This is a genomic window from Allobosea sp. Root381 (assembly GCF_001429395.1).
Taxonomy (GTDB): Bacteria; Pseudomonadota; Alphaproteobacteria; order Rhizobiales; family Beijerinckiaceae; genus Allobosea.
The window spans coordinates 533,108-556,626 of sequence record NZ_LMJT01000001.1 but is presented as its reverse complement, the minus strand read 5'-3'; the positions used below and the strand labels follow the sequence as shown (position 1 = coordinate 556,626).

Genomic DNA, 23,519 nt, shown 5'->3' with positions numbered 1-23,519 from the left:
CCCGGAACCCAGGACTGGGCGAGCCGTCGCAGCGGCCAGTCGTAAGCTTTCACCCTGTCGTGGGTTCGGGGTTCATCGCTGCGCGATGCCCCGGCATGACATCTGCTACTGCAGCGGGTCCTCGCCACGCTCGGCCCGCTCGCGCAGATAGTCGTCCGTGGTGCGGACATTTGGCCGCTGCGGCGAGAGATGCGGGTCGAAGCTCTCGTTGACCACCACCTCGACGCGGCAGTCCTCGCACATCCGGATCACCGAGATGCGCCGGGCGGCGTCGCCCGAGAACATCCAGTGCTTGTTCTCCAGCTTCGCCGCGATCTTCTCGATCGTGCTGCGGACGCCGAACGGCTTGGCGCAATTGATGCAGTGGAACGGTTCCTCCTGCTTGAGCACGCGCCGGCCGCCCTTCCACGCCGCGAAGTCGAGCCGTGGCTCCTGCGTGATGACCTTCTCAGGGCAGGTGGCCTCGCAGAGACCGCATTGCACGCAGAGATCTTCCTGGAAGCTCAGCGTCGGGCGGTCGGGATCGTCTGAGAGCGCCTGGACGGGGCAGGCCGAGACGCAAGCCAGGCACAGCGTGCAGCCCTCGGTATCGACATGCACCGCCCCGAACGGCGCGCGCTCCGGGAGTGCGACGGAGGCGACCGGGGTGGGAGCTGCGGCATGGAGCTCGCCGATCGTCTGGCGCAGCAGCGGGCGGCCTTCGCCCATGGGCCGGAAGCGGGCCGGCGTCGGCGAGACGGTGCCCGGCACGAGGCGCGCGAGCGCTGCGGCCAACTGGTCGGGATCGTCGGTTTCGATCAGCCCGGTGCTGCCGGTCCCGAAGCCGAGCGCGGCTGCGAGCGTATTGGCGTAGGAGAGGTTGCGCTGCAGCCCGGAGAGGTCGTGCTTCGGCCTGGCGCGGCCGAGCACGCGCACCGCGCTCGCGCCGAAGGAGAGCGCGGCGGCGAAGGTCTCGAGCCCGATCTGGGTGATCTCGTTGACGCGCAGCGGCAGCACGCGGGCCGGCAGCCCCTCGCCGAAGCGGGCGAGGGCGTCGATCAGCGGCTCGCCATGCTCGCCGTCATGCAGCAGCACGACCGGGGCCCGCCCGCCGGCCTCGGCATAGGTCACGAGCAAGGTGCGCAGGCGGCGCAGCAGGGCGTCGCTCGGCGGCAGGGCGTAGGTCACGGCGCCGGTCGGGCAGACGGCGGCGCAGGCGCCGCAGCCGGCGCAGATCTCGGCCGAGATCGCGACATGGTCGCCATTCGGCGTGATCGCGCCGGTCGGGCAGAGCTCGAGGCAGCGCGTGCAGCCCGTCTTCTTCGAGCGTGAATGGGCGCAGAGATCCTCGTTCAGCCGGACGTAAGCAGGCTTGTCGAATTCGCCGACGAGATGGCCGGCTTCCGCGATCAGCTTCTCGATCGCGGCCGGGCTGTGCGGGTCGGCGCGCAGATAGCCGGCGCGCAGCTCGTCGGCCGGGAACAGCGGGGTTCCGCCGGAGACGTCGATGACGATGTCGCAATGCGAGGTGGCGCCATCTCGCGGCGCGCCGAAGACGAGTTTCGCGCGCGAGGACGGGGCGGGGGCGGCATAGTCGTCTATCTTCAGCTCGAAGGCGCCGAGCCAACCGGTCGCGGTCGCGATCGTGCCCTTCAGCACCGGCGTCTCGACGACGCGCGGCGGCGTGACCTCGCCCGGCCGTGACAGCAGGATGGTGACGTCGAGATGCTCGGCCAGTCGTTGGCCGACCGAGATCGCGGTCTCGTCGCGGCCATAGACCAGGGCCACGCCCTTGCTGGTCAGGGTGGTGAAGGAGATCGGCGGCATCGGCTCGGCGGCGGCTGCGAGCAGCGCCGCCATCTTCGGGCCCGTCGCCTTGGCCTCATGCGCCCAGCCGGCCGCCTCGCGGATGTTGGCGAAGACGAGGTCGCCCGCATAATCGAGATCGGCCGCGATCTCCTCGAAGAGCGGCGCTTCCTGCGTGCAACCGACGGTGACGGCGCCGCTCTCGCCCAGCGCCTTCGTGAACAGCTCAGTCTGCGTCCGGCAGAGATGCCGCGCCGAGCGGATGTCGGCGCCCTTGCAGCCGCGCGCCAGCGCTGCCCCGTCGAGCGGCATCGTGTCCTCGCACGAACAGACCAACAGCGTGCGGGTGGCGTCGGGCATTGGCGGCGTATCCTCGGGCAGGCGGCGTTGTGTCGCCTCTCTTGCGATAATCCATGCTTATATGGAATTGGAGTGGTTCAAAAGAAGCGACGCTTGAGCAATTCGTCGCGCTTTCGGAGGAAACGGTTCGGTGAATTCGATCAACCCTCATCCTGAGGAGCAATTCCGTGGGGAATGGCGTCTCGAAGGATGTTTCAGGAGGCTCCGGAACCAACTGGGGCATCCTTCGAGACAGCCCTTCGGGTTGCCTCGGGATGAGGGCTGGCGGGGGCGGGATCGGAGGAGTTGCCCATGGCCATGACTTCCCAGCGCCCCGACGATCTGCGTCGCGAGCCGGTGCTGCCGCCGGGCTTCTCCCTCGTCTCCCTGCGCGAATCAGGCGATGCCTTCGCGCATGCCTGCGGCATCGCGGCGCAAGCCGGCGCGGCAACGATTGTGTGGACGCGGCGCTTCGACATCATCGAGTTCGCGGTCGTGCTGGAGCCTGAGAATCCGCTGCGTGAGGCGCGGCTCGCCCATTACCTGGCGATGAATGCGCTTGCCGATGCGCTCGCCGTCCACAGCCCGCCCGAGCGGCCGATTCTCTTCCGCTGGCCGGACGCGCTGGTCTACGATCTCGGCCTGATCGGCGGCGGCAGGCTGGCCTGGCCGGAAGGCTGCGCCGAGGACGAGGTGCCGGACTGGCTCGTCTTTGGGGCGATGCTGCGCGCGACCACGATGACGCCTTTCGCGCTCGGGCAGGTCGGCGTCGGCATGGCCGAGGAGGGTTTTGAGGAGGTCGATGCGGTCGACCTGATCGAGGCTTTCGCCCGTCATCTGATGCTCGGAGTCACCCATTGGCAGGAGGATGGCCCCAAGGCCGCGGCGCTGCGCTGGCTCGACCGGCTCGACAAGGTCGTCGGGACGCGCCACGGCATCGAGCCGAATGGCGATCTCGTCGCGACGACGCAGGCCGGCACCGAGCGCCGCAGCCTCAATGAGGCGCTGGGGCGGGTTGACTGGCTCGACCGCGAGAGTGGCGGGCCGAAGCTGTGACCGGCCTCAAGCTCCCGCGCGCCATCCGGCTCGACCCGTCGGACACGTTCGTCTTCCGGCGGGCGGCTGAGCCGGGCGAGTGGCTGGTCACCGGTTCCTTCCTGTTCGATGCGGCCACGCTCGGCAGCCTGGATGCCAAGTGGAAGGCTGCCTTCCGCTCCGGTTTCCTCGGCGTCGCGAGCTTCGGCTGGAGCACGCTGGCAGTGGTCACGGAGGCGACGGAGGCCGAGTATGAGGCGGTCGTCGCGCAACTCGCGGAGCAGCTTGTCGAGAAACTCGGCGCGCCCGATCTCGCGACGGCGCGCGCGGCGGCGGAAGAGGAGATCGCCTTCGCAGCCTCGCTCTGCGATCATCCCGCCCAGACACTGCTGGCTCTGCACCGGGCGCTGGAGGAGGGCGAGATCCGCGAGCGCTTCCGCACGCTCACCCCGCGCGATGCGAGCCAGAGTGAGGGTTTTCGCGCCTTCGAATTCATGGAAGTCGCGGGCGAAGACGACGAGCCCGCCGAGCGGGTCGACCTCGTGAACCTCGGCAAGACAAATCTCGGAAGGTCCCGATGAGGCACGGAAAGATCAGGCTGCCATGACGCATTTCTGGGCCTCATCGGGCCATCTGCTGCTGGACCGCGAGCCGGGCGGCGGGCTCAAGGTCACCGACGACTTCCTCAAGGCCTATCTCGCCCGGCCCGAACTGCTGCCGCCGGAGGAAGCCTGCGCGGCCGAACGGGCCCTGCATGCCCGGCTGATGGACGCGCCGCAGCGCGATGTTTCGCAGGCAGAGCTCGGAGCGATCCTCGATGCCGATGCGCGCGAGAACTGGCGCTTCATGCTGGGCTGGCGCGACCGGCTGCTGGCCGCGCCGACGCTCGAAGCGGCCTATGCCGGCATCATCCGGCAGGGCGTCTCGGGCATTCCGCCGCTGTTCCTCGACCAGCTCGCCCATGTCATCCTGCGCGCCGCGCTGGACGAGGTCGGCGATCCCTTCGTGGTGCGCGCCGCCGAATGCCTGTTCAGGCCCCAGCGCGTGACTCATCACGAGAACACGATCCTGCTGGCCGACGCCGAGATGATCGAGGGCCATGAGGCGGACCGCCACGCCTCGCCGCTGCTGGCCATGCTCGGCGGCCCGGCCGCGACGGCGCTCGACATCCTGAAGACCGCCAATGCCGACCAGTACTGGCAGCGGTCGGATGGCTTCGACATGGTGCTCGACCTTGGCGGGACGCCCTCGGGACGGGCCGCGCTCGGCCAGGCGCTGCGGCACTGGCTACGCCAGATCCATGGCTTCGACGTCGCCATCGAGCCGCTGGACAAGGTCAAGGATGCCGATTGGCGCTGGTTCGTTGGGCTCGATGCGCAGGCGACCACGATCGGCAACGCGCTCTGGAAGGGGCAGGCGGTCGATGAAGAGGCGCTGTCGCGGGTGCTCGCGCTCTACACGATGACGCTGCCCGAGGACGTGCCGGTCTTGCCGGCGGCGAAGGGCAGGCCGATCTATCTGATCATGGCGATGTCGCCCGACAAGGTACTCCGGCTGAAGCCGCAGAATCTTGTCACGGGCCTGCCGCTCGCCGCCCGCGAGATGGCGAACTGAGGAGGGGTCGATGCCCCAGCAGCACATTCAGGTTGGCATCGTGGTCGAGCGCCACACGGTCGATTCGCCCTGGGTCGACCATGCCTGGGCGCCGCTCGCGGTGCTGCCGGAGCCGCCGCCGCTTGCGCCGTGGACAGAGCTGCCGGGCACTCCCGAACGGCGCAGCTTCTATCTGGGTTCCGCGACCCTGACGCTGTATTCCGTCGATACGGCGCATTTCCGCGAGAACTTCCAGGCCGGGGCCGCCAAGCTCTGGGTCGCGATCAGGCCGACCGGCATCGAGCCGGCCCTCGAACTCGTCGGCGTCACGGCGGACCCGTTCGAGAGCGAGGTCTATTCCGAGAATCCCGGCGACATCGTCGAGGCGCTGCCGATGCCGCTGGCGATTGCCGAGCAGGTGCTCGCCTTTTTCGAGGCGCATCATGTCGAGCGCGAATTCGTCAAGCGCCAGCGCAGCGAGCATGATCCGCGCAAGGGTGGGCCCCAGCGTCCCGAACCGGGTGTGCGCCGACGGGAGGTGGGCTCATGAGTGCCGGCGCTCCCGAGGACGAAGGCTTCCTAGGCCGCTGGTCGCGGCGCAAGCGAGAACTGACCGAGCCGGAAGCGACACGTGCTCCCGCCGCCGTTGAGATTCCGGTTCCCGCCGAAGCCGGCCTCCCGGCGACCGAGCCTGCCCAGGCCGAGCCGGAGCCGGAGATCGAGCCGCCCTCGCTCGACCTCATCGACAAGGATTTCGAGCTCGCCCCCTGGCTCAAGCGCAACGTCCCGGAGAGCTGGAAGCTCGCCGCGCTGCGGCGGGCCTGGGAGAGCGATCCCGCTATTCGCGACTACGTCAACCCGGCGCGCGACTATGCGCTCGAATGGAACACGCCCGGCGGCGCGCCGGGATACGGGCCGCTGACGGAATCGGACGATGTCGATGCGATGCTGCGCGCCATTTTCGGCGAGGCGCCAGAGCCCGAAAAACCAGCGGAGGAGGCTGCCGACGCGGCAGGCGACGCAATGCCGCACCAACTTTCGTCTAACGACGAAACTGCGGATTTCGATGCTGCGGTGCGGGATCAGCCGGTGGCGCCCGCCGAACTGGCGTCGGTCCGGTTGAGTGCAACGGGCGACAATCGCGGGGATGCCGGTGATGTGCCGGCGAAAACGCCCCCTCCCTCGCATGTTGCGGTGCAAGATGTGCCCCCCGAAAAGGACACTTCCCTGCGAATTCGCAGACGTGGAGGTGGCGCCGTTCCAATCTGACCACAGATTAGAATGATTGAATTTCGGAGCGATAAGGAGTCATTATCACCACTTGGTGATTGACCGGCCTCCGGGCCGATCGACGAGAAGAGGACGACGGCCAGATTTGATGCGCGACGCGGCACTCGAAAGAGCGATCGACAGCGCCGGCGGTGTGAGAGCACTGGCGCGCAGCTTGGGTGTTTCGCAGCCGGCGATCTCGAGCTGGAAGCGCGTTCCGGCGGACCGCGTGCTCTCTGTCGAAGCCATCACCGGCGTCGCGCGCACCGATCTGCGGCCCGACCTTTATCCCGACATTGCCGTAAACGATGCGCCGCTGGCGCTGGACGAGATCGACGAGGCGCGCGCCCGCGAATGCGAGTTGATCGGCGCCTTGCTCTGGCGCGCCCCGACCGCCGCCACGCTGGCCGCTCTGCGGAACCTCCAGGGCGACGCCTCGCCGCTCGGCATGGCGCATCTGGCCCTGGCCGAGGCCGCCGACGAGGCGACGCCCGAGAGCCTGCGTGACGAGTTCTTCGAGCTCTTCATCGGCGTCGGCCGTGGCGACCTTCTGCCTTACGCCTCCTATTACCTGACCGGCTTCCTGCATGAGCGGCCGCTCGCCCTCGTCCGCGAGGACATGGGTGCGCTCGGCCTCGCGCGCGCCGAGCGCGCCGGAGAGCCGGAGGACCATATCGCCGTCCTGCTCGACATCATGGCGCGGCTGATCCGCGGCGAGGTGGCAGGCGAGGGCATCGATGCCGACCGCTTCTTCGCCCGGCACATCGAGCCCTGGGGCGAGCGTTTCTTCGCCGATCTCGAAATCGCGAAGGCCGCGAAATTCTACAAGGCCGTCGGCCGAGTCGGCAGCCTGTTCGTCTCGATCGAGGCGCAGGCCGCGAGGCTGCCGGCATGACGGCAGCAAGAGTGACGAACGCCAGAGTGACGAACGCAATGCACGATGCGTGGGAGACGACGATGTCGAAGACCAGAGAGCCAGGCAAGCCCGCGGTCGACCGGCGCAGCTTCTTCAAGGCGCTCGGCGCCGGCGCCGCGCTGGCCGCAACGCCCGCGATGGTGACGCCCGCCGCCGCCGTCGATCCCGGCGCGGAGGAGACCAAGGCGCGCTACCGCGAGTCGGAGCACGTCAAGGACTTCTACCGGGTCAACCGTTACTGAGAGGCGCGAAAACCATGCTGATCAAGCGCAAAACGGCCGATGTCCAGCGCGGCCGGCTCCAGTCGGCGATCGCCGGGCTGTCTTCCGGCGTCATGGACCGCCGTGCCTTCCTGCGCCGCTCGGGCCTTGTGGCGGGCGGCATCGCCGCTGCGGGCGCGCTCCAGATCGGCTCCGTGCGCAAGGCGGAAGCCGCTGGCCTCGGCCCGGCGACGGGCACCAAGATCGTCAAGAACATCTGCACCCATTGCTCGGTCGGTTGCACGGTCAAGGCCGAGGTCGCCAACGGCGTCTGGGTCGGCCAGGAGCCGGCCTGGGAGAGCCCGATCAACCGCGGCTCGCATTGCGCCAAGGGCGCCTCGGTGCGCGAGCTGGTCCATGGCGACCGCCGCATCAAGTACCCGATGAAGCTCGTCGACGGCCAGTGGCAGCGCATCTCCTGGGATGTCGCGATCGACGAGATCGGCGACAAGATGATGGAGATCCGCGCGAAGTCGGGCGCCGACTCCGTCTATCTTCTCGGCTCGGCCAAGTTCTCCAACGAGGGCTCCTACCTGTTCCGCAAGTTCGCGGCCTTCTGGGGCACGAACAACGTCGATCACCAGGCGCGCATCTGCCACTCGACCACGGTCGCAGGCGTCGCGAACGTCTGGGGCTACGGCGCCATGACGAACTCCTACAACGACATCCGCAATTCCAAGACCGTCCTGTTCATGGGCTCGAATGCGGCCGAGGCCCATCCGGTCTCGATGCAGCACATCCTGACGGGCAAGGAGATCAACCGCGCCAACGTCATCGTCTTCGATCCGCGCCTGACCCGCACCGCGGCCCATGCGACCGACTATGTGCGCTTCCGCTCCGGCACCGACATCGCGGTGATCTGGGGCCTGATGTGGCACATCTTCAAGAATGGTTGGGAGGACAAGGCCTTCCTCGCCGCGCGCGTCCACGGCATGGACGACGTCCGCAAGGAGGTCGAGAAATACGACCCCAAGACGGTCGAGGACATCACCGGTGTTCCCGAAGCACAGATGAAGCGCGTCGCCGAGACCTTCGCCACGGTCAAGCCGGCGACCTTCGTCTGGTGCATGGGCGTGACCCAGCACTCGGTCGGCACGGCGAACGTCCGCGCCATCTGCAGCCTTCTGCTCGCGACCGGCAATGTCGGCGGCATGGGCAACGGCGCCAACATCTTCCGCGGCCACTGCAACGTGCAGGGCGCGACCGATTTCGGCCTCGATATCTCGAATCTGCCTTGCTACTACGGGCTGGTCGAGGGCGCATGGCGCCACTGGGCCCGCGTCTGGGACGTGCCTTACGACTATTTCGTCTCCCGTTTCGACGAGGTTCCGGCCAAGGGCGGCCGGCCCGCCCGTACGCCGAAGCAGAACATGGAGACCTCGGGCCATACCTCGACCCGCTGGTTCGACGCGGCCAATCTTCCGGCCGAACAGGTCGACCAGAAGGACAATCTCAAGGCCATGTTCGTCATGGGCCATGGCGGGAACACCATTCCGCGCATGCCAGACGCCGTGAAGGGGCTGGAGAAGATCGAGCTCCTCGTCGTCTGCGATCCGCATCCGACCAACTTCGTCTCGCTCGGCGGGCGCAAGAACGGCACCTATCTCCTGCCGATCGGCACGCAGTTCGAATGCTCGGGCTCGCGTACCTGCTCCAACCGCTCGGTGCAGTGGGGCGAAAAGGTCGTCGATCCGATCTTTGAGGCGGCGACCGACTACTGGGTCATCTACCGCTTCGCGCAGAAGCTCGGTTTCGCCGAGGCGATGCACAAGAACCTGGAACTGATCCAGGGGAAGTACGGCCCGGAGCCCTCGGCCGAATCGATCCTCAAGGAGATCAACCGGGGCGGCTGGTCGACCGGCTATACCGGCCAGTCGCCGGAGCGCCTCAAGCTGCACATGCAGCATCAGGACAAGTTCGATCTGGTCAGCCTGCGTGGCGCCAAGGGCTCGCCGGTCGAGAACGATTTCTACGGCCTGCCCTGGCCGTGCTGGGGAACGCCGGAGCTCAAGCATCCCGGCACCCACATCCTCTACAACACCTCGCTCGAGGCCGGTAACGGCGGCGGCACCTTCCGCCCGCGCTTCGGCCTCACCCGCGAGCGCACCCTGCCGGACGGCAGCAAGGTCAACGACACGCTGCTGGCCGAGAACGGCTCGTTCTCGCTGAATTCGGAGATCCGGGACGGCTATCCCGAGTTCACCATGGGCGTGCTGAAGAAGCTCGGCTGGGATGCCGACCTGACGCCCAAGGAACTCGAGACGATCACCTGGATCGGCGGCAACAACATCGACACGGTGAGCTGGTCCACCGACCTGTCCGGCGGCATCCAGCGCGTCGCGCTCAAGCATGGCTGCGTGCCCTATGGCAACGGCAAGGCCCGCGCCAATGCCTGGAACCTGCCGGACCCGGTGCCGACCCATCGTGAGCCGATCTACTCGCCGCGCGTCGATCTGGTCGCGAAATGGCCGGCACGCCCCGACGAGCGCACGCTGCGCATCCCGAACCTCCATACTTCGGTCCAGAAGGCCGCGGTCGAGAAGGGCATCGCCAAGTCCTTCCCGATCGTGCTGACCTCCGGCCGCCTCGTCGAATACGAGGGCGGCGGCGAGGAGACGCGCTCGAACCGCTGGCTGGCCGAGCTGCAGCAGGACATGTTCGTCGAGATCAACCCTGCCGATGCCAGCGCGCGTGGCATCAGGGATGGCGCCTTTGTCTGGGTCTCGGGCCCCGAGAACAACTCCAGGGCACGGGTCAAGGCGCTGGTGACCGAGCGCGTCGGCAAGGGCGTGGCCTTCATGCCCTTCCACTTCGGCGGCTTCTTCCAGGGGCAGGACCAGCGCGGCAACTACCCGAAGGGGGCGGACCCGATCGTGCTCGGCGAGTCGGTCAATACCGTCACGAGCTATGGCTACGACCCTGTGACGGCGATGCACGAAGGCAAGGTCACGCTCTGCCAGATCGCGGCGGCGTGAGGAGGAACTGAACCATGGCCCGGATGAAATTCCTCTGCGACGCTGACCGCTGCATCGAATGCAACGCCTGCGTCACCGCCTGCAAGAACGAGAACGAGGTGCCCTGGGGCATCAACCGCCGCCGCGTCGTCACCATCAATGACGGCAAGCCCGGCGAGCGCTCGATCTCGATGGCCTGCATGCACTGCACGGATGCGCCCTGCATGGCCGTGTGCCCGGTGGACTGCTTCTACAACACTGCCGACGGCGTGGTCCTGCACAGCAAGGATCTCTGCATCGGCTGCGGCTACTGCTTCTACGCCTGCCCCTTTGGCGCCCCGCAATATCCGAAAATCGGCAACTTCGGCACGCGCGGCAAGATGGACAAGTGCACCTTCTGCGCCGGCGGGCCGGAAGCCGATCTCTCGCCGGCCGAGTTCCAGAAATACGGCTCGAACCGCCTGGCCGAGGGCAAGCTGCCGCTCTGCGCCGAGATGTGCTCGACCAAGTCCCTGCTCGCAGGCGACGGCGAGATCATCGCCCAGATCTACAAGGAGCGGGTGGTGAAGCGCGGCTATGGCTCGGGCGCCTGGGGTTGGCAGACCGCCTACAAGGAAACGATCGCCATCTGATCGGCGCCGTCGCGGCCTCCCTTCCGGGTGAGCCATGGCGGTGTCCTGAACGTCCGGAGACCGCTTCGGAACGTTGCCATGAAACGAAACGGCTCCTCGGGACCTGTCCTCGGGAAAGGATTTTCGCAATGCGTTTCGGCGCTGTCCTTCGTCTCCTTACAGCAGCCTTGCTGCTGACGTTCGCCGCGGCGGTGGCCGTTCCGGCCCTGGCGCAACAGCAGGTCAACCCGACCGCTCAGGCCGTCCAGGAGCGGCAGTTCCTCGATGCGCTGAAAAACAATCCGCAGGCCGAGCTGCAGGGCCGCATCAGCATTCCCGACCAGCGGGCGGCGACGCTCGAGCGGCCGGCCGGCCGTGATTGGCGCGCGTTCCACCAGGGCACGATGCTGCGCATCACGGCCATCGGCATCCTCGGCATGCTCGCCGTCCTCGTCGCCTTCTACCTGATCCGCGGACGCGTCCGCACCGAGGCCGGCCCGGCCGGGCGGACGCTCACGCGCTTCAACGGCTTCGAGCGCTTCATGCATTGGCTGACCGCGGCCTGCTTCATCCTGCTCGCGCTCTCCGGCCTCAACGTCACTGTCGGCAAGCACCTGCTGCTGCCGCTGGTCGGCCCGCAGGCCTTCACCAACCTGTCGGTGGCGGCGAAATGGGCGCACAACTTCCTGGCCTGGCCCTTCATGCTCGGCATCGCGCTGATGTTCGTCGTCTGGATCAAGGACAACATCCCGAACATGGTCGATATCCGCTGGTTCCTCGCCGGCGGCGGCATCGTCGGCAAGGGCCATCCGCCGGCACAGCGGTTCAACGGCGGCCAGAAGGCCCTGTTCTGGGTCGTGGTGCTGGGCGGTGCCGCGCTCTCGGTATCCGGCTTCTTCCTCATCTTCCCGGCGCTCGCGGGCGGCGTCCTGAACCTGCAGTTCTGGAACGTCGTGCACGGCATCGTCTCGGTGCTGATCATCGCGGCCATTCTCGGCCACATCTATATCGGCACCATCGGCATGGAGGGCGCCTTCGATGCGATGGGGTCCGGCGAGGTCGATCTCAACTGGGCCAAGGCGCATCATTCGCTCTGGGTCGAGGAGGAAATGCGCAAGGGCCAAGTCGCCCCCGGCGGGCCGCGGCTTCAGCCGGCCGAGTGATGGCGTCGCACCCCGGCCCGGCTGCTTGACCCGGCCACCCAACCTGACCGAAGACAACCGGGCGCGAAGGCGCCCGGTTTTTCTTTTGGATGAAGGCTCTCGATGCGCGTGATCGGTCTGGCGGGGTGGAGCGGCGCGGGCAAGACCACCATGCTGACCCGCCTGTTACCCGAATTGGCCGGGCGCGGCGTCTCCGTCTCGACCATCAAGCACGCCCATCACGCCTTCGATCTCGACACGCCCGGCAAGGATTCCTATGCGCATCGCGAGGCTGGCGCGCGTGAGGTCCTGATCACATCGGAACGCCGCTGGGCGCTGATGCGCGAATTGCGGGGCGAAGCCGAGGCGACGCTGCCGGAGCTCCTCGCCCGCCTCTCGCCGGTCGATCTCGTCATCGTCGAGGGCTTCAAGCGGCAACCGCACGTCAAGATCGAGATCCACCGCTCCGCCAACGGCAAGCCGCCGCTGCATCCGGGGGACCCCTCGATCGTCGCGATTGCCAGCGACATCGGTTTCCCCGAGGCCGGGCGGCCGGTCGTCCACATCGACGATGTCGCGGCCATTGCCGATATCATCCTGGCGCGGGCCGAGCCGCTCGCGGCGGTGCTGGCACGCGCCGGCGGGCAGGAGTAATCAAGCCATGGCGCAGTTGAGCAGGGACGCCGAGGCCTTCGGCACATTGATGACGCTGGAAGAGGCCGGCGCGCGCGTCGCGGCCCTGGTAGGGCCGGTGGCCGGGACGGAACGGATCGCCCTCGCGGAGGCGGATGGCCGCGTGCTGGCCGAGGAAGTCGCGGCCCCGCTCGACCTGCCGCCCTTCGCGAATTCCGCCGTCGATGGCTATGCCGTGCGCTTTGCCGACCTGACCGCGGGGGAGACGCGGCTTCCGGTCGCGGGCCGCGTCGCGGCCGGTGTTGATGCGGATGGCGTGACGACGAAGGGTGTCGCGGTGCGCGTCTTCACCGGGGCGCCGATGCCGCCCGGCGCGGATACGGTCTTCATGCAGGAGGATGTCGCGCTGGAAGACGGCGTCGCGATCCTGCCGTCCGGTCTCGCGCGCGGCGCCAATGCCCGCCCGGCCGGCGAGGACATCGCGCGCGGCGCGCTCGCGGCGAAGGCCGGCACCCGCCTGCGCCCGCAGGACTTGGCGCTGCTCTCGGCGCTCGGCGTGACCGAGGTCGGCGTGCGCCGCCGGCCCCGGGTCGCGATCTTCTCGACGGGCGACGAATTGATGGAGCCGGGTGCGCCGCTTGCCCCCGCTGCGATCTACGACGCCAACCGCGCCTTGCTGCGCGCCATGATCGTCCGGGCGGGAGCGGAGGTGATCGATCTCGGCATCCTGCGCGACGAGCGCGACAGCCTGTCCCGGCAGCTTGCGGAAGCGGCGCGCGGCTGCGACCTCGTGCTCACCTCGGGTGGCGTCTCGACCGGCGAGGAGGATCACGTCAAGGCCGTCGTCGAGCGGGCAGGGGAGCTCGCCTTCTGGCGCATCGGCATCAAGCCGGGCCGGCCGGTGGCGCTGGGTCGGCTCGGTGCCACGCCCTTCATCGGCCTGCCGGGCAATCCCGTCGCCGTCTTCGTCACCTTCGCCTTCGTGGCGCGGGCGATGATCGCGCGGCTCGCCGGCACGGAACCGGCGCGGCCGGTCGCGCTGCCAGTGCGGCTCGGCTTCACCTATCGCAAGAAGGAGGGGCGGCGCGAATATGTACGCGTCTCGCTGGAGCCGGCGGCGGACGGCGTCATGGTCGCCCGCAAGCACCCCCAGGACGGGGCGGGCGTACTGACCTCGCTCACCCGCACGGACGGCCTGGTCGAGCTGGCGGAGGACCTGACCACCATTTCCGAGGGAACGGTGGTGCCCTTCCTCGACTATGGGTTGCTCGTCGGCTGAGCCGGCGGGAGTTCGCGGCGCGTCACTTGCCGTCATTGCGAAAAGCGTCAGCGACGAAGCAATCCAGGGGGGCGTAGAGCGCTACGACACTGGATTGCTTCGCTGGCGCTCGCAATCCGCAATCGGTCAGCCCGGTCTTGTCGGAGAGCGCTCAGTCGCGCCGGAACACGACGCTGGCGAGCCAGCCCAGCAGCAGCGCCACCAGCACCGTCACGAGGCCGTACGGCAGCGGAAGCTCATGCGCCGCGGAGGCCAGGCGCTGCTCCATGCCGCTCTTCACCACCTCGAAATTGGTGCTCTGCCGCGCGAGCGGCACGCCGCCGGCATAGAGCACGATGTCGATGTCGTAGGAGCCCGTGGGCGCCGTCGCCGGGACGTTGATCGGTGCGCTGAACAGGGTGCCGGAGAGGAAGGTGACGCCACGATCCTCGGTGGAATAGAGGCCCTTCTCGCTCAGGATGCGGATCAGCCCCTCCTGGAAGCGAGCTGTGGTCGCATCGAGGGCGAAGGGGGCATCCTTCGGCCGCTGGGCGTTCTCCAGCCCGATGCGCTCGCGCCGCGCCACGTCCTCCGTCATGATCTCGCTGAGCGGCCGGTTGCTCGCCACCAGCAGGAAGATCGAGCCCTCGGGGAAGCGCCGCTGGGTGCGGTTGATCCAGATCGGGCCCATCCGCTCCTTTTCGCGCACCAGCAGCATCTGCCGTGGCCCACGAACCGTGACGACGATGTCGTAGGGGTCGCCGCGTGCGGCCGTGCGGCCCTCGCGTTCGACCACGCCGAAAACCGTGAGCTGGCTGCCGGTATAGTTCGAGGTGATCTGGATCTGGTGGCTCGACATCGCCGCGATCAGCGACTCGGCGCGCAGCGGTGCTGTCGCGAAGGCGGCGAGCGCGAGCGCCAGCAGCGCCGCGATGCGTGCGGCCGGGCTCATCGCGGGCTCTCCGTCAGCACGACCGAGAACGGTTCGCCCGGCGGGATGAACAGCTCGATGGCGAAGCGCAGGCCGACCGAGAGGATCAGCAGTGCCAGGAGCAGCCGGAAGGATTCGACGTTCAGGTTTCGCGCCGCGCGCCCGCCGAACTGCGCGCCGATCACGCCGCCGAGCAGCAGCAGCAGCGCCAGAACGAGATCGACCGACTGGTTGGTCAGCGCGTGCAGGATGGTGGCGCCCGACATCGTCACCAGGATCTGGAACAGCGAGGTGCCGACGACGACGGCAGTCGGAATGCGGAAGAAATAGATCAGCGCCGGCACCAGGATGAAGCCGCCGCCGACGCCGAGCACGGCGCCGATGAAGCCGATCACCACGGCGAGCCCCGCGATCGGGATGACGCTGCAATAGAGCTGCGAATGCGGGAAGCGCATCCGCCAGGGCAGGCCCATCCACCAGGGATGCGTTCCCGCCCGGCGCCTGAGCCGCGCGGGCTTCCCCGCCCGGACGCGCATCAGGGCCCGCACGGCGTCGTAGAGCATCAGCCCGCCGATGATGCTGAACAGCGTGACGTAGGACAGCGTGATGACGAGCTCGAGCTGGCCGAGGCGGCGCATCGAGTTGAAGAACAGCACGCCGAGCAGCGTGCCGACGATGCCGCCGGAGACGAGGATGCCGCCGAGCCTGAGGTCCAGCGCACGCCTTCGCCAGTAGGTCAGGACGCCGGTGGTCGACGAGCCGGCGACCTGCGCCGCGACGGTGGCGACGGCGACGGCCGGCGGGATGTCGAGGAAGATCAGCAGCGGTGTCAGCAGGAAGCCACCACCGACGCCGAAGAGTCCGGAGATGAAGCCGACCGCGCCGCTGAGGCCCAGCACCGTCAGGATGCTGATCGGCAGTTCAGCGATCGGTAGGTAGATCTGCACCGCAGCTCCTCATCGAGCGCTGCGCCAATCGAGGAATGGGCGCAGGCTCGTGCGACTATGCGCCGATAGGGTTAAGGCAAGGTGCTCTGGCGGCGGAGCCATGGCACCTCGACCTGCGACCGGCAGGGCGTTCGTCCTGATGGCGCGCCAACGCGTCGAAACCATGACGGGCCGGGCTGTCGCGGGGCTTGCATTCTCCCGAACAGCGCCGTCATTCCGGGCTCAGGCCTGCGGCCTGCCCCGGAAAGACGGAGGGGTTCCTCGCGGAAACGGCCGCACTAGCTGCGCGCCGGTCGGGCGGGCTTCTTCGCGGCGGCCGCCGTCGGCGTCTCGTCCCAGCCCTTGGCGGGCGGCGTGACCTCGTTGGCGGCGAGATCAAGCGTCTTCGGCCGCCAGTTCGCGGCCTCGGCCTTGGCGGCGGCGAGGTCGGTCGTGCCGAGTCGCTGCCCGACTTCGTCTCGCTTGCGGGCGGCGTCTTCGTCGCCCTGGCTCGCGCCCACCGTGAACCAGAGATAGGACTGGGCGAGATCGGGCGGGCCGCCGAGGCCGCGCTCGAGCAGGACCGCGAGATTGTACTGGCTGTCGCGCACGCCGAACTCGGCGGCGCGGCGGAACCACTCGCTGGCCGTGGCGTAGTCGGGCTTCCCGGAAACGCCCTCGGCATGCAGCACGGCGAGATTGTGCATCGCCTTGGCGTTGCCCCGCTCGGCGGCGCGCATGTACCAGACCCGGGCGAGCGAGAGGTCCCGCTCGGTCCCGATGCCCTTCTCGAACATGTTGCCGAGGCGGAACTGCGCCGGCGCGAGACCGGCCACAGCAGCCCGTTCGAACAGGCGCAGCGCGAGCTTGGGATCGCGCGGGGCGCCCTGGCCGTCGGCGGACCGGCTCGCCAGCTCGTAGACGGCGCGGGCGTTGCCCTCGAGGGCCGCCTTGCGCAGGCCGGGGCTGCCGAGGCCGGCCGGCAGTTCGCCGAGGCCGGTCACGGCCTGGACAGGCTCGGGAAGCGGCGCCTCGGCGGCTGCGCTCGCGGGCGGCTGCGGCTGGGCGGTCGCGCTCTCAGCTCCCGGCTGCGGGAGGGCAGCGGCCGGAGTGGGCGACGCCGGGTTCACGGGGCCGGGCGGCAGCGCCGACGACTGGTCGTTGGCCGGCTTTTCGGCCGGCGTCTCGGCCGGTGCCTGCTGCTGCGGGGCGATCGGGCTCTGTACGGCTTCGCCGACATTCGCGCTGCGGGACTTCTTCAGCGTGCCGTTGACGAGATGAGCGGTGCCGAGAGCGAGCACCAGGGCGGCGAGGCCGAGCAGCAGCGGCCGCTTGCGCTTCTCCAGTATCTCCTTGAGCCGGTTGCCGCCCTTTGCGGCTTCCGGTTCGGCGGCGGGAGCGGCGGCGGCTTCCGCGGCGGCCCTTGCGGAACGCCTGGCGGCCGCGATCAGGTTCTGCCGGACCGACTGGGGATCATGCCCGCCGGCGAGAGCGGAGTCGGGGCGCGGCCGGCCGGAGCCCGGCTCCAGCGGCAGGTCCAGGGCAGCTGCGAGCGGCGGCGTGATCGCAGGCTCGGCCTTGGGCGCAGCAGTGCTGCGTCCGGAAGCGGCGATGCGGTCTTCCTTGTCGAGACTCATCGCCGCGGGCATGGCGGGCGCCTTGACGGCAAGCTGCCCGGCGTCGGCGATGCGCGGCGGCATCGGCATGCGTGCGGCAGGCGCGGCAGGCTGCCGGTCCGCGACGAGCTCGGCCTCGAGGCTCGAAAGCCGGGAGATGATTGTCTCGAGCGTCCGATGGACCGCGCCGATCGCATCCTGCGTCTCGCGGCCGCTCGAGACGTGGCTCTGGTGCAGGCCCGAAACCAGCGTGCTGAGTTCGGCGAGGCCGCTTTGCGGCGGCGCCACCCTGCCCAGATGGTCCGACATGGCGGTCCGTGCGGCGCGCGCGGCGGCTTCGGTCGTTTCCTCGCGCATCGAGCGCAGATGTACGACGAGGTCCTGCAGCGTCCGTTCCATGCCGCTCTCGGCGGAGCGCGTCGCGGCGGCTTCGTCGAGCCGCTGGGCAAGCCCGGAGATCTGCTGCTCGAGCGCATCGAAGGCGCCCGAATCCGCGCCGGGCCGGCCGGCTTCGTCGATCTTGTCGGCAAGCTTGCGCAGCATCGCCTCGACTGGCCCGAGATCGACCTGCGCTACGGTCAGGGCCTGGCCCTCGCCGAGCTTATGGACGACGCTGTTCGCGACTGCGAGACTCTCGACGCGCCCGGCCAACGCCTCGATCTGCTGGGTCAGCCCGGCGGCCCCCGTCTCCGTCAGGGCCTCGATGCGGTGCTGCAGCGAATCGATCCGGCTCTCGATCTGGTTGTCCGGGAAGGTGTCGAGCTTGCCAGCAAGACCTTCGATCTGGAGCGAGAGCGCCGCGAGCGGTTCCAGGTCCTGCAATCGTGCCGGCCCGCTTCCCTGGCGGAAGGCATCGCGGATCTCGTCCACCGAGACGGCAAGGCTGCGCAGTTCGTGCCCGTCGGGCTGGTTATCGCGCAGACGGTTGATCTCGAAAGAGAGCCCGGAAACCTGTTGCGACAGTTCGGAAAGCCGGGCTTCCTCGCCGCCCGAGGCGAGCATGTCGCGCAGCTCGCCGATGTCGCGCAGCACGGGGGCGAGCATCGTGCGGTCGCTGCCGCGCGCGGCAAGCGCATCGACCTTGGCGGCCAGATGCGAGATCTCCAGCTCGATCCGCTGATAGCCCTCGTCCGAGCGGTCGCGCGCCAGACGGGACACCTCGGTCTCGATGCGGGCGAGCGGTTTCAGAACCGGGTCGAACCGGTCGCGCTGATCGATGCGCCCGCCAAGCTCGGCGAGCATCGCCTCGATCTGGCCGAACTGCGCTTCGAATGCCGTCGACGCGGGTACGGGCGCAGGCGTTGGCGCGGCCGGACGCTGCCCGCGGGGAGCCTGCGGCGCGATACGGGCACTGAGCTCCCGCAGATCGTCGCGCAGCGCGGCGATCCGGCTCTCGCTCATCGGCTGCTGGCGCGCAGGCGTGGCGTCGTCGCCATCGAGCGTGCGCTGGCGGGTGCGGATGTCGGTCACCGCGGCGGCGAGGCCGTCACGGCTGAAGGCGAGGCGGGGCGCCTGCTCCTGTCGAGCGGCACGAACGGCTAGCGCCTCGCCCGATCCGCGCTCGATCTCAGCGAGGCGATCGCCCATGGTCTTGATGGCGTCGGCGATGACGCTGGTCGCGCGCTCCTGGCGTTCCGCCGCGGCCCGTTCGCCGCTGCTCATCCGGCCTTCGGCCTTCTCGATCCAGCGCGTGATCGATTCGAGCGCACCGGCCGTCCTGGCGCTTGATTCGCGCGTCAGCTTCTCGATGCTCGCGGCCTGGGCGAGAACCGCGTCGATCTCCGAACGCGAAGGCAGGGATGTGCTTCCGCCCGGGCCGACAGGGTGCTGCGGCGCCGTTTCCATCTGGCTCTGGGCGAGACGCGCAAGACGGTCGGACAGCGCGGCGATGTCGAGTTGCTCCGGCGCGGATTCTTCGCCCAGCTTATGGTCCAGCCATTCGCCGAGCGTCATCCCGGCGCGGCGGGCGGCAGCCTTCGCGGCATCGCGGGTACGGGGGTCCACGCCCTTCACGCTCCAGGGCAAGCTATTGGCCATGATCACGCTCGCCTACGGGGGCTTGGGGTCTCGGGCGGAAGGTGCAGGCCCCGAATGCCGCCCCTTCGCCGCGGATTCGGCGACACTTTAAGAAGCGTTGCCGCGCCGGCGACGCCGATCCGCGAGGCCGACTTTTTGGCTGGCGTAGTAAACAGCGGGTTAAAATCCGGCCACGATCCGTTAATTTTGTGCGAACGCCGGCCTGATGGCGCTGCCGGGCAGCCCGCATAACCGTAACTTACCCCACGGCAGGGGGACATTACCTGACGTTAGGGGATGGGCTGACCTATCTCCCGGTCATCGATCGCCGCCGCGTCGCGTTGCCGACGGGCGCCTCATCCACGTCAAGGAATGTACCCAAATGTCACGCCAAAGCAGCGCTATGGCGGCCGCTTCGACTCTTGAAGGCCGCTCGATCAACGTCGTCGAATCGGAGGATGCCGGCGGCTTCACCATCAGCGATCTCGCCCGTGACTTCAGCGTGACGCTGCGCACGCTGCGCTTCTACGAGTCACGCGGCCTGCTCTCGCCGGCTCGCTCCGGCATGACCCGCATCTATTCCGGCCGCGACCGGGCCCGGCTCGCGCTGATCCTCAAGGGCAAGCAGCTCGGCTTCACCCTGGTCGAGATCCGCGCGATGCTCGCCAATGAGGAGAAGAAGGGCGCCGAGGCCGGTGCGGCCAGCGTCGGCGGGCTGCAGCTCAGCCGTGAGCAGGTCGTCGAGCAGCTTGAGCTGCTGCGCGCGCAGCGCGAAGAGATCGACAGCGCCATCGCCGAGCTCGAGGCCTCGGCCGCGCGCTTCGCCAAGAGCTGACTTCCAAGAGCTGCGCTCCAAGGCTGAGTCTCGAGGGCGGTCGCGCCCGGACATCCAGGCTCGTCATGACAAAGCCTCGGCCTCCCGGCCGGGGCTTTTTTCTGTTTTGGGCCCCTGCCAGGCGTGCGTCGCGGACGTGGCCGCGCAAAGTTCCCGCCTGCCCCTTTGCGATGGCGTCGGAATAGTTTATATATGAACAATAAGGTAGCCTGCACGAGCGGGCGGCAGCGTCAGGGAGGAAAAGCGCCATGCCGGTCTACAAGGCCCCCGTCGAGGACACGCTCTTTCTCCTGAACGACGTCTTCAACATCGGCCGCTACAACAACCTGCCGGGCTTCGCGGATGCCACGCCGGACGTGCTGGAGGCGGTGCTGAGCGAGGGGGCGAAGGTCTGCGAGGAGATCCTCCAGCCTTTGAACATGTCGGGCGATCGCGAGGGCTGCGTGCGCCATCCCGATGGCACGGTCTCGACCCCGAAGGGCTTCAAGGCGGCGCACGAGGCCTATGCCGGCGCCGGCTGGATCGGTCTGGCCATGGACCCGGAGTATGGCGGCCAGGGCCTGCCCTACACGCTGGGCGCCGTGATGAACGAATATTCCTCCGCGGCCAACATGGCTTTCGCGATGTATCCGGGCCTCACCATGGGTGCGATCGCGGCGCTCCATGTCCATGGCAGCGACGAGCAGAAGCGCATCTATCTTCCGAAGATGATCGAGGGCGTCTGGTCGGGCACGATGAACCTGACCGAGCCGCATTGCGGCACGGATCTAGGCCTGATCAAGACCAAGGCCGTGCCGCAGGCTGACGGCTCCTACGCCATCACCGGCACCAAGATCTTCATCTCGGCCGGCGAGCAGGACATCACCGAGAACATCATCCATCTCGTGCTCGCCCGCATCGAAGGCGCGCCGGCCGGCACCAAGGGCATCTCGCTCTTCGTCGTGCCGCGCAACGCGATCGGCGCGGACGGCTCCATCGGCGCGAACAACCACGTCTCCTGCGGCTCGATCGAGCACAAGATGGGCATCCACGGCAACGCGACCTGCGTCATGAATTATGACGGCGCGCAGGGCTGGCTCATCGGCACGGAGAACAAGGGCCTCAACGCCATGTTCGTGATGATGAACGAGGCCCGCCTCGGCGTCGCGATCCAGGGGCTGGCCCAGTCCGAGGTCGCCTATCAGAACGCCGTCGCCTATGCGAAGGAGCGCCTGCAGGGCAGGGCGCTGACCGGCCCGAAGGCCGCCGACAAACCGGCCGACCCGATCATCGTCCACCCGGATGTCCGCCGCACGCTGATGTCGATCAAGGCCTTCAACGAGGCCGCGCGCGCCTTCATGCTCTGGAACGCGATCCAGTCCGACGTCGCGCATCGCTCTGGCGACGCGGCCGAGCGTCAGGCAGCTGAGGACCAGCTCGGCCTGATGACGCCGGTGCTCAAGGGCGTGCTCACCGACATCGGCTTCGACAATGCGGTGAAGGCCCAGCAGATGTTCGGCGGCCATGGCTATATCGCCGAGCACGGCATGGAGCAGTTCGTGCGCGACGCCCGAATCGCCATGATCTATGAGGGCGCCAACGGCGTGCAGGCGATGGACCTCGTCGGCCGCAAGCTCGGCCGCGACGGCGGGCGCGCGGTGATGGCCTTCTTCAATGAGGTCGGCGGCTTCCTCAAGGAGAACGTCGAGGACGAGGCGCTGAAGCCTCTGCTCGGGCCTCTCCAGGTCTCATTGGGCCACCTGCAACAAGCGGCGATGTGGTTCATGAACAACGCCCTCGCCAAGCCCGACAATGCCGGCGCGGGCGCGACCGATTTCATGCACCTGCTCGGCCTGGTCTCGCTCGGCTACATGTGGGCGCGGATGGCGAAGGTCGCGCAGGACAAGCTCGCGGCCGGCGCCGACGGCGCGAGCGAGCGGCTGAACGCCAAGCTGGTGACGGCGCGCTTCTTCATGGAGCGCAGCCTGCCAGAGACGGCGGCGCATCTGGCCCGGATCACCTCGGGCGCGGATTCGACTATGGCGCTGAGCGCGGACCAGTTCTGAACACGCGGTCATGGTCGGGCTTGACCCGACCATCTCTTGCAGAACCCGCTGGATGACGAGATGGTCGGGGCAAGCCCGACCATGACGTCCGGCACGAGAACGAGCCGCTTGGCAGCGGTCAGCCCGGGAGGCCCTCGATGGCAGACGCATTCATCTACGACCATGTCCGCACGCCGCGCGGCAAGGGCAAGCCTGACGGCTCCCTGCACGAGGTCACGGCGATCGAACTCGGCACCCAGGCGCTCCGCGCCATCAAGAGCCGCAACGATCTCGATCCGAAGCTGGTCGAGGACGTCGTCTTCGGCTGCGTCGACCCGGTCGGCGAGGCCGGCGCCGACATCGCCCGCACGGTCGCGCTCAAGGCCGGCTACGGCAAGGAGGTGCCGGGTGTGCAAATCAACCGCTTCTGCGCCTCGGGTCTCGATGCGGTGAATCTCGCTGCGGCGCAGGTGATGTCCGGCCAGAAGGAGATGGCGATCGGCGGCGGCGTCGAAAGCATGAGCCGCGTCGGCATGGGCGCCTCGGGCTTCGCCATCGCCTGCGACCCTTCCGTCGCCATCGATACCTATTTCATGCCGCAGGGCGTGTCGGCCGATCTGATCGCGACGAAATACGGCTTCTCTCGCGACGATGTCGATGCCTATGCCGTGCGCTCGCACAAGCGCGCCGCCGCCGCCTGGGAGGCCGGCCGCTTCAAGAACTCGGTGATCCCGGTCACCGACGTCAACGGGCTGATCCTGCTCGACCGCGACGAGACCATCCGCCCCAGCACCGACATGCAGGCGCTTGCCGCGCTGAAGGCCTCCTTCGTCCAGATGGGCGAGATGGGCGGCTTCGATGCCGTCGCGACGGCGGCTCATCCGGATGTCGAGTTCGTCAACCACGTCCATCACGCCGGCAACTCGTCCGGCATCGTCGACGGTGCGGCGGCGGTCCTCGTCGGGTCGAAGAAGGTCGGCCGGGCCGCCGGTCTCAAGCCCCGGGCCCGCATCAAGGCCTTCGCGACCATCGGCTCCGACCTCGCTTTGATGCTGACCGGGCCGGTCGACGTCACCGAACTGGTCCTGCGCAAGGCCGGCATGACCATCGACGACATCGATCTGTTCGAGCTGAACGAGGCCTTCTCCTCGGTCGTGCTGCGCTACCAGCAGGCCTTCGACATCGACGACGAAATCCTGAACGTGAATGGCGGCGCGATCGCGATGGGTCACCCGCTCGGCGCGACCGGGGCGATGGTCCTCGGTACAGCCCTCGACGAGTTGGAGCGCACGGACAAGAGCACCGCGCTGGTGACGCTCTGCGTCGCCGCCGGCATGGGCGTCGCCACCATCATCGAGCGGGTTTGAGGAGAATGA

General features: G+C 68.4%; 19 protein-coding genes. 15 read left to right on the top strand and 4 right to left on the bottom strand.

Annotated elements, in window-relative coordinates:
- Positions 1-105 precede the first annotated feature (105 nt).
- Positions 106-2,145 carry a 4Fe-4S binding protein gene (locus tag ASE63_RS02620; protein ID WP_056795982.1) on the bottom strand — a complete coding sequence of 680 codons (2,040 nt, stop codon included), beginning with the start codon at positions 2,143-2,145 and terminating at the stop codon, positions 106-108.
- Positions 2,146-2,436: 291 nt separating this feature from the next.
- Between ASE63_RS02620 and ASE63_RS02615 the strand changes: the two genes are divergently transcribed.
- The 12 genes from ASE63_RS02615 (at position 2,437) to glp (ending at position 13,816) form a co-directional block, all read left to right on the top strand.
- On the top strand, positions 2,437-3,180 hold the full coding sequence (locus ASE63_RS02615) for a biotin/lipoate--protein ligase family protein (RefSeq protein ID WP_244491244.1): 744 nt from the start codon (positions 2,437-2,439) through the stop codon (positions 3,178-3,180).
- Complete coding sequence (locus ASE63_RS02610; RefSeq protein ID WP_056795977.1) at positions 3,177-3,740, top strand: DUF6505 family protein; 564 nt, start codon at positions 3,177-3,179, stop codon at positions 3,738-3,740. Before ASE63_RS02615 ends, ASE63_RS02610 begins: the two co-directional genes overlap by 4 nt.
- A 22-nt stretch (positions 3,741-3,762) precedes the next feature.
- Complete coding sequence (locus tag ASE63_RS02605) at positions 3,763-4,773, top strand: DUF6352 family protein (RefSeq protein ID WP_056795974.1); 1,011 nt, start codon at positions 3,763-3,765, stop codon at positions 4,771-4,773.
- A 10-nt stretch (positions 4,774-4,783) separates the two neighbouring features.
- Complete coding sequence (locus ASE63_RS02600) at positions 4,784-5,302, top strand: DUF3305 domain-containing protein (RefSeq protein ID WP_056795971.1); 519 nt, start codon at positions 4,784-4,786, stop codon at positions 5,300-5,302.
- Positions 5,299-6,021 carry a DUF3306 domain-containing protein gene (locus tag ASE63_RS02595; RefSeq protein ID WP_056795968.1) on the top strand — a complete coding sequence of 241 codons (723 nt, stop codon included), beginning with the start codon at positions 5,299-5,301 and terminating at the stop codon, positions 6,019-6,021. The genes ASE63_RS02600 and ASE63_RS02595 overlap by 4 nt, the downstream gene beginning before the upstream one ends.
- A 109-nt stretch (positions 6,022-6,130) precedes the next feature.
- Positions 6,131-6,916 carry a Cro/CI family transcriptional regulator gene (locus ASE63_RS02590; protein WP_056795966.1) on the top strand — a complete coding sequence of 262 codons (786 nt, stop codon included), beginning with the start codon at positions 6,131-6,133 and terminating at the stop codon, positions 6,914-6,916.
- Between the two features lie 62 nt (positions 6,917-6,978).
- Positions 6,979-7,179, top strand: coding sequence for a twin-arginine translocation signal domain-containing protein (locus ASE63_RS02585; RefSeq protein ID WP_056795963.1), 201 nt, complete (start codon positions 6,979-6,981; stop codon positions 7,177-7,179).
- A 14-nt stretch (positions 7,180-7,193) separates the two neighbouring features.
- Complete coding sequence (locus tag ASE63_RS02580; protein ID WP_056795961.1) at positions 7,194-10,172, top strand: formate dehydrogenase subunit alpha; 2,979 nt, start codon at positions 7,194-7,196, stop codon at positions 10,170-10,172.
- Positions 10,173-10,186: 14 nt separating this feature from the next.
- Entirely contained in the window at positions 10,187-10,783 is a 597-nt protein-coding gene (gene fdh3B, locus ASE63_RS02575; protein ID WP_056795959.1) for a formate dehydrogenase FDH3 subunit beta, read from the top strand.
- A 128-nt stretch (positions 10,784-10,911) separates the two neighbouring features.
- A complete protein-coding gene (locus ASE63_RS02570) occupies positions 10,912-11,925 on the top strand; it encodes a formate dehydrogenase subunit gamma (RefSeq protein ID WP_056795948.1) in 1,014 nt (337 codons plus the stop codon).
- A gap of 102 nt (positions 11,926-12,027) precedes the next feature.
- Positions 12,028-12,558 carry a molybdopterin-guanine dinucleotide biosynthesis protein B gene (mobB, locus tag ASE63_RS02565; RefSeq protein ID WP_056795945.1) on the top strand — a complete coding sequence of 177 codons (531 nt, stop codon included), beginning with the start codon at positions 12,028-12,030 and terminating at the stop codon, positions 12,556-12,558.
- A 7-nt stretch (positions 12,559-12,565) separates the two neighbouring features.
- Entirely contained in the window at positions 12,566-13,816 is a 1,251-nt protein-coding gene (gene glp / locus ASE63_RS02560; protein WP_056795942.1) for a gephyrin-like molybdotransferase Glp, read from the top strand.
- A gap of 151 nt (positions 13,817-13,967) precedes the next feature.
- On the opposite strand, the gene ASE63_RS02555 is transcribed toward glp, so the two are convergent.
- From ASE63_RS02555 to ASE63_RS02545, 3 genes are all read right to left on the bottom strand, one after another.
- Positions 13,968-14,747 (bottom strand): TIGR02186 family protein, encoded by a 780-nt coding sequence (locus tag ASE63_RS02555; protein WP_056795939.1) that lies wholly within the window; start codon positions 14,745-14,747, stop codon positions 13,968-13,970.
- Complete coding sequence (locus ASE63_RS02550; RefSeq protein WP_056795936.1) at positions 14,744-15,673, bottom strand: sulfite exporter TauE/SafE family protein; 930 nt, start codon at positions 15,671-15,673, stop codon at positions 14,744-14,746. Before ASE63_RS02550 ends, ASE63_RS02555 begins: the two co-directional genes overlap by 4 nt.
- A 278-nt stretch (positions 15,674-15,951) precedes the next feature.
- Positions 15,952-19,305 carry an SEL1-like repeat protein gene (locus ASE63_RS02545; protein WP_082609578.1) on the bottom strand — a complete coding sequence of 1,118 codons (3,354 nt, stop codon included), beginning with the start codon at positions 19,303-19,305 and terminating at the stop codon, positions 15,952-15,954.
- 361 nt (positions 19,306-19,666) lie between these two features.
- Between ASE63_RS02545 and ASE63_RS02540 the strand changes: the two genes are divergently transcribed.
- From ASE63_RS02540 to ASE63_RS02530, 3 genes are all read left to right on the top strand, one after another.
- Positions 19,667-20,119: a MerR family DNA-binding transcriptional regulator gene (locus ASE63_RS02540; RefSeq protein ID WP_244491243.1), complete on the top strand. Its 453-nt coding sequence runs from the start codon at positions 19,667-19,669 to the stop codon at positions 20,117-20,119.
- 248 nt (positions 20,120-20,367) lie between these two features.
- Positions 20,368-22,164 carry an acyl-CoA dehydrogenase C-terminal domain-containing protein gene (locus ASE63_RS02535; protein WP_056795926.1) on the top strand — a complete coding sequence of 599 codons (1,797 nt, stop codon included), beginning with the start codon at positions 20,368-20,370 and terminating at the stop codon, positions 22,162-22,164.
- Positions 22,165-22,301: 137 nt separating this feature from the next.
- Positions 22,302-23,510, top strand: coding sequence for an acetyl-CoA C-acetyltransferase (locus ASE63_RS02530; RefSeq protein ID WP_056795922.1), 1,209 nt, complete (start codon positions 22,302-22,304; stop codon positions 23,508-23,510).
- The last annotated feature ends 9 nt before the right edge of the window (positions 23,511-23,519 follow it).

What these genes read in the sequence shown, in the direction of transcription:
- ASE63_RS02620 (WP_056795982.1), bottom strand. Translation starts at nt 2,145, where the DNA reads ATGCCCGACGCCACCCGCACGCTGTTGGTCTGTTCGTGCGAGGACACG.
- ASE63_RS02615 (WP_244491244.1), top strand. Translation starts at nt 2,437, where the DNA reads ATGGCCATGACTTCCCAGCGCCCCGACGATCTGCGTCGCGAGCCGGTG.
- ASE63_RS02605 (WP_056795974.1), top strand. Translation starts at nt 3,763, where the DNA reads ATGACGCATTTCTGGGCCTCATCGGGCCATCTGCTGCTGGACCGCGAG.
- ASE63_RS02600 (WP_056795971.1), top strand. Translation starts at nt 4,784, where the DNA reads ATGCCCCAGCAGCACATTCAGGTTGGCATCGTGGTCGAGCGCCACACG.
- ASE63_RS02595 (WP_056795968.1), top strand. Translation starts at nt 5,299, where the DNA reads ATGAGTGCCGGCGCTCCCGAGGACGAAGGCTTCCTAGGCCGCTGGTCG.
- ASE63_RS02590 (WP_056795966.1), top strand. Translation starts at nt 6,131, where the DNA reads ATGCGCGACGCGGCACTCGAAAGAGCGATCGACAGCGCCGGCGGTGTG.
- ASE63_RS02585 (WP_056795963.1), top strand. Translation starts at nt 6,979, where the DNA reads ATGTCGAAGACCAGAGAGCCAGGCAAGCCCGCGGTCGACCGGCGCAGC.
- ASE63_RS02580 (WP_056795961.1), top strand. Translation starts at nt 7,194, where the DNA reads ATGCTGATCAAGCGCAAAACGGCCGATGTCCAGCGCGGCCGGCTCCAG.
- fdh3B (WP_056795959.1), top strand. Translation starts at nt 10,187, where the DNA reads ATGGCCCGGATGAAATTCCTCTGCGACGCTGACCGCTGCATCGAATGC.
- ASE63_RS02570 (WP_056795948.1), top strand. Translation starts at nt 10,912, where the DNA reads ATGCGTTTCGGCGCTGTCCTTCGTCTCCTTACAGCAGCCTTGCTGCTG.
- mobB (WP_056795945.1), top strand. Translation starts at nt 12,028, where the DNA reads ATGCGCGTGATCGGTCTGGCGGGGTGGAGCGGCGCGGGCAAGACCACC.
- glp (WP_056795942.1), top strand. Translation starts at nt 12,566, where the DNA reads ATGGCGCAGTTGAGCAGGGACGCCGAGGCCTTCGGCACATTGATGACG.
- ASE63_RS02555 (WP_056795939.1), bottom strand. Translation starts at nt 14,747, where the DNA reads ATGAGCCCGGCCGCACGCATCGCGGCGCTGCTGGCGCTCGCGCTCGCC.
- ASE63_RS02545 (WP_082609578.1), bottom strand. Translation starts at nt 19,305, where the DNA reads ATGGCCAATAGCTTGCCCTGGAGCGTGAAGGGCGTGGACCCCCGTACC.
- ASE63_RS02540 (WP_244491243.1), top strand. Translation starts at nt 19,667, where the DNA reads ATGTCACGCCAAAGCAGCGCTATGGCGGCCGCTTCGACTCTTGAAGGC.
- ASE63_RS02535 (WP_056795926.1), top strand. Translation starts at nt 20,368, where the DNA reads ATGCCGGTCTACAAGGCCCCCGTCGAGGACACGCTCTTTCTCCTGAAC.
- ASE63_RS02530 (WP_056795922.1), top strand. Translation starts at nt 22,302, where the DNA reads ATGGCAGACGCATTCATCTACGACCATGTCCGCACGCCGCGCGGCAAG.